Annotated in this window: 3 protein-coding genes and 2 pseudogenes; 3 read left to right on the forward strand and 2 right to left on the reverse strand. The window is 71.2% G+C overall.

All coding sequences use genetic code 11. The features are described 5' to 3' along the window. Positions 1-112, reverse strand: a pseudogene (locus AC1DZ6_RS19885) (methylmalonyl-CoA mutase family protein); the annotation flags it as partial. Here AC1DZ6_RS19885 and AC1DZ6_RS19890 point away from each other — a divergent pair. Then, a pseudogene (locus AC1DZ6_RS19890) lies at positions 111-1,712 on the forward strand (methylmalonyl-CoA mutase family protein); the annotation flags it as partial. The pseudogenes AC1DZ6_RS19885 and AC1DZ6_RS19890 overlap by 2 nt on opposite strands. On the opposite strand, the gene AC1DZ6_RS19895 reads toward AC1DZ6_RS19890, so the two are convergent. After that, a complete protein-coding gene (locus tag AC1DZ6_RS19895) occupies positions 1,709-3,085 on the reverse strand; it encodes an MFS transporter (protein ID WP_477098869.1) in 1,377 nt (458 codons plus the stop codon). The pseudogene AC1DZ6_RS19890 and the gene AC1DZ6_RS19895 overlap by 4 nt on opposite strands. A 93-nt stretch (positions 3,086-3,178) precedes the next feature. Between AC1DZ6_RS19895 and AC1DZ6_RS19900 the strand changes: the two genes are divergently transcribed. Beyond that, positions 3,179-3,904 carry an extensin-like domain-containing protein gene (locus AC1DZ6_RS19900; RefSeq protein WP_477098870.1) on the forward strand — a complete coding sequence of 242 codons (726 nt, stop codon included), beginning with the start codon at positions 3,179-3,181 and terminating at the stop codon, positions 3,902-3,904. A 77-nt stretch (positions 3,905-3,981) separates the two neighbouring features. Further along, positions 3,982-4,420: extensin family protein (locus AC1DZ6_RS19905; RefSeq protein ID WP_477098871.1), on the forward strand; the 439-nt coding region annotated here is incomplete at its 3' end.

The following is a 4,420-nucleotide window of genomic DNA, read 5'->3' on the forward strand; positions in this document are numbered from 1 at the left end:
GAACCTCGCGATAGCACCAGGCGATCATGTCGCCGATCAGCCGCAGGCTCGGTCCCGGCGGAAAGATGTAGGTGCCGCGCGACAGGTATTCCTTGATCAGGTCGTTCTGGGTGATCAAGGAATACCTGTCGCGCGGCACCTACATCTTTCCGCCGGGACCGAGCCTGCGGCTGATCGGCGACATGATCGCCTGGTGCTATCGCGAGGTTCCCAAATGGAACCCGATGAACGTCTGCAGCTACCACCTGCAGGAGGCGGGCGCGACGCCGGAGCAGGAGCTGGCCTTCGCCCTGGCCACGGCGATCAGCGTGCTCGACACCGTCAAGGCCGGCGGCCAGGTGCCTGACGAGGACTTCGAGATCGTCGCCTCGCGGATCAGCTTCTTCGTCAACGCCGGCGTGCGGTTTGTCACCGAACTCTGCAAGATGCGGGCGTTCACGCGGCTGTGGGACCAGATCCTGCTGGAGCGCTACGGCGTGCAGGACAAGAAGGCGCGGCGCTTCCGCTACGGGGTGCAGGTCAACAGCCTGGGCCTGACCGAGCAGCAGCCCGAGAACAACGTCTACCGCATCCTGATCGAGGCCCTGGCCGTCACGCTGAGCAAGGACGCCCGCTGCCGGGCCCTGCAACTGCCGGCCTGGAACGAGGCCCTGGGCCTGCCGCGGCCGTTCGACCAGCAGTGGTCGCTGCGCCTGCAGCAGGTGCTGGCCTACGAGACCGACCTGCTGGAATACGAGGACCTGTTCGACGGCAGCCACGTGGTCGAGGCCAAGGTCGCCGAGCTGTCGAAGGGGGCGCTGGAACAACTGGCCCTGATCGACGCCATGGGCGGGGCCTCCAGCGCCATCGACTACATGAAGACCGAGCTGGTCGGCTCCAACGCCAAGCGCGTGCGGTCGGTGGAGACCGGCGACATGACCGTGGTCGGGGTCAACCGCTGGACCGACACCGAGGACTCGCCGCTGTCGGCCGGTGAAAGCAGCATCGAGACCGTCGATCCGCGCCTGGAGGCCGGCGTCGTCGAGCGGCTGAAGGCCTGGCGCGCGGCCCGCGATCCGGTCGCCGCCGACGCCGCCCTGGCCGACCTGAAGGCCGCCGCCGCCGATGGCCGAAACATCATGGAACCCTCGATTGTCGCCGCCAAGGCCGGGATCACCACCGGCGAGTGGGCCGGGGCGCTGCGCGAGGTGTTCGGCGAGTATCGCGGCCCCACCGGCGTGGCGATCGTGGTCTCGACCGGCGAGGCCGAGGATGTCGAGGCGGTGAAGGCCGAGGTCGAGCGGGTCTCGCAGGTGCTGGGCCGCACCCTGACCTATCTGGTCGGCAAGCCGGGACTGGACGGTCACTCCAACGGCGCCGAGCAGATCGCCACCCGGGCCCGCGCCTGCGGCATGCACGTCATCTATGATGGCATCCGCTCGACGCCGGAAGAGATCGTGCGCCGCGCCAAGGAAGGCCGCGCCCACGTGGTGGGCCTGTCGATCCTGTCGGGCTCGCACCTGGATCTCGTGCAGGAAGTCATCCGCGTGATGCGCGCCGAGGGCCTGGGCCACATCCCCGTGGTCGCCGGCGGCATCATCCCCGAGGGCGACGCCCTGATCCTCAAGCAGATGGGCGTGGCGCGGATCTACACGCCCAAGGACTTCAAGATCACCGAGATCATGGGGGATGTGGTTCGTCTGGTGGAAGAGGCGGCGCTGGCGGAGGCCTAGTCCCGCCCCAGCCGCCACGCCGCCACCAGCCCCACGACGGCCAACGGCACGAAGGCCGCGAACAGCCACAGGCCGTGCGCCAGGCCCCCCGCCGGGGTGACGCCGTGCGCGAAGCCCAGGGCGTTGGCCAGGGCCCCGGCCGCCGCCGCGCCGACGGCGCCGCCGATCAGCTGGGTGGTGGGCACGGCGGCCGAGGCCAAGGCCTGCTCCTCCGGCGGCGCGCCGCCGATCACTCGCTTGGCCAGGAACGCCCAGCAGATCCCGAAGCCGCTGCCCAGCAGCACCATCGACAGGGTGATCCCGACGAGACCACCATGGACCATCTCGTAGGCGCCCCAGGCGGCGCCGGCCGCGATGACCAGGGCGCCCAGGCGGATCGCCAGGCCCTCGTGCCGGGGCTTCAGCCCCGCGACCACGAACGAGAAGGCCGTCCAGCCCGCCGCGATGCCGCCGATCACATAGCCGCTCAGCAGAGGATCGGCGCCGTGCAGCACCTGGATGAAGGTCGGGCCGTAGACCGAGAAGCCGACCGTCGCGGCCTCGCAGAAGAAGATCACCATCAGGCCCAGGCCGGTGGCCGTGGCCAGGTCGCTGGCCGAGCGGGGCAGCAGGCGGTCGCTGGTGCGGCCATTGACCACCAGCATGGCGGCCATGGCCAGGGTCCCGAACGCCGCGCACAGGGCCGCCGCCAGGCCGTTCGGCACGACGCCCGCGGCGGCGATCAGGGTCACGCCCAGGGTCAGCAGGCTGAGCTGCCGCTTGGGGATGCGCCCGCCTTGGGGGGCCTTGGGCGCGGCCGGCACCATGACCAGCACCGCGCCGACGAAGATCACCGCCTGCACGACGAAGAACCAGAAAGCCCCGCGCCAATAGCCGGCCTGCGCGAACAGCCCGCCGCACAGCGGGCCCAGCAGGGTCGCCGCGCCCCAGACACCGGCGATCGCGCCATAGACGCGCGGCCACAGGCTTTCGGGGAACATGGCGCTGATCGCCACGTAGCACAGCGAGACGATCGCCCCCGCGCCCAGGCCCTGGACCAGGCGGCCGGCCACGAAGGTCAGGAACTCCGGCGCCAGCGCGCCCATGGCGCAGCCGACGGCGTAGACCACCCCCGCCAGGGCCGTGGCGCGCCTCAGGCCGAAACGGATCGACAGCTTGCCCGCGCAGGCCCCCGCCAGGATAGAGCCCAGCAGGAAGGCGGCGATCSACCAGCCGAAATACTGGAAGCCGCCGATTTCCTTGGCCACGCTGGGCATGATCGTCACCGTCACCAGGGTGTCGGCGGCGTTCAGCCAGATGCCCAGGCACAGCAGGGCGAAGCGCGGGGCCAGTTCGGCGTTCAGCAGGCCGCGCCAGCTGTTCGAGGGGGTCATGGGCGTCTCCAGGGACGCGGTAGATGCCCCTTCGCGCCGGCCAAGCCAAGCCTCGAGGCTGAACTTCGCCGCGTCGTCGCCGTTGGATGAGGCGTGAAACTGGCCATCCCAGAACCCTCGCCCCAAGCCCGCTCGCTGGCCGGGGCGGTCGGCTTCCTGCTGGACCTGCTGCTGGCGGGGCTGCTGGTGTTCGCCCTGGTCGACCGCCTGGCCCCGCCGCAGGACCTACCCTGGAAGCCGTTCTCGCTGAACCAGCCGATCGGCCTGGCCACGGCGGGCAAGCTGGCGCGGATCAGCGCCGACCCGGCCGCCTGCCGCGCCGCCCTGCGCGAAGGCGGGGTGCGGTTCACCGAAGGCGAGAGGCGGGAGACCGGCTACTGCTCGACACGCGACACCGTGCGCGCCGCCGGCCGCCTGGCGCCCGCCGCGCCGGTCATGACCTGCTCGACGGCGCTGGGTTATGCGCTGTGGGAGCGCCAGGTGCTGGTCCCGGCGGCCCGCGAGATCATGAACAGCCGTCTGACCCGGGTGGACCACTACGGGACCTATGCCTGCCGCACGATCTACGGCCGGCCCGGCGAGCGGCCCAGCGCGCACGCCCGCGCCGCGGCCCTCGACGTGGCCGGCTTCCGCTTCGCCGACGGCCGCCGGGCCACGGTGGCGGGCGACTTCCGCGCCGACAGCGACCAGGGCCATTTCGTCCAGGCGGCGCGGAACGGCGCCTGCCGGGTGTTCGGGACCGTCCTGAGCCCGGACTACAACGCCGCGCACCGCGACCATCTGCATCTGGAGCGCAGCGGCTATCGGCTGTGCCGGTAGGGTGTTTCCGGTTGACCCGCCGCCGCGCTAAGGCAAGGCTTGGCCGTTAACCCCGTTTCAGGCGCTCCCCCCCGCCCATGGCCTATCGCGTTCCGCGACATCCGCGCGTCGAGCACCACACGCGCCGCCAGAACCGCCTGGCGGGCCTGACGGCGCTGTTCCTTCTGTGGGCGCTGGTGCTGGTCATGGCGCTGGTGGCCGAGCGCGGCATCGCCCGCCAGCACCTGCCCTGGAAGCCGCTGAGCATCGTCGATCCGGTGGGCATGGCCACGCGGATCAAGGCGGCGCGGGCGGGCAATGACCCCGCCACCTGCCGGGCGATCCTGCGCAAGGCGGGGCTGTCCTACGAGGAGGTTCCGGAGAAGACCGACGGCGGCTTCTGCATCGTGCGCGACGCCCTTAAGATCGACGGCGGCATGGCCCCCCTGGCGCCCACCGACGCGCCGATGGTCTGCAAGGAGGCCCTGGCCCTGTCGATCTGGGAGCGCCAAGTGGTGCAGCCGGCCGCCTACGAGG

This window comes from Caulobacter sp. P1_B12_2 (genome assembly GCF_056406675.1).